Below are 298 nucleotides of genomic sequence, written 5' to 3' on the forward strand. Positions count from 1 at the left end.
GGCTTGTTCTAAATCGCGTTCGCTCATAAGTGAGCTGCCAATTAAAAAGCCATCGCAAAGTGGCGCTAATCGTTTTACGTCTTGGTGGGTGTAAATACCCGACTCCGAAATAACGACTTTATTAGCCGGAATAAGTTTACGTAGCTTTTCGGTGGTGGCTAAATCTGTACTTAAATCGCGTAAGTCTCTGTTGTTAATGCCAATTATTTTAGCATCAAGGGCAAGCGCACGGTGTACTTCTGCTTCGTTACTTACCTCAGTTAGCACCGACATATTTAACGAGTCAGCAACGCTATGC

The 298-nt window shown here is 43.6% G+C and carries 1 pseudogene; it reads right to left on the minus strand.

Going from position 1 to position 298, the window contains the following annotated elements:
• Window positions 1-298, minus strand: a pseudogene (locus tag AAEY62_RS21635) (bifunctional indole-3-glycerol-phosphate synthase TrpC/phosphoribosylanthranilate isomerase TrpF); the annotation flags it as partial.

Source organism: Pseudoalteromonas sp. GW168-MNA-CIBAN-0100 (genome assembly GCF_040309225.1).
In the GTDB taxonomy this organism is placed as follows: Bacteria; Pseudomonadota; Gammaproteobacteria; order Enterobacterales; family Alteromonadaceae; genus Pseudoalteromonas; species Pseudoalteromonas arctica.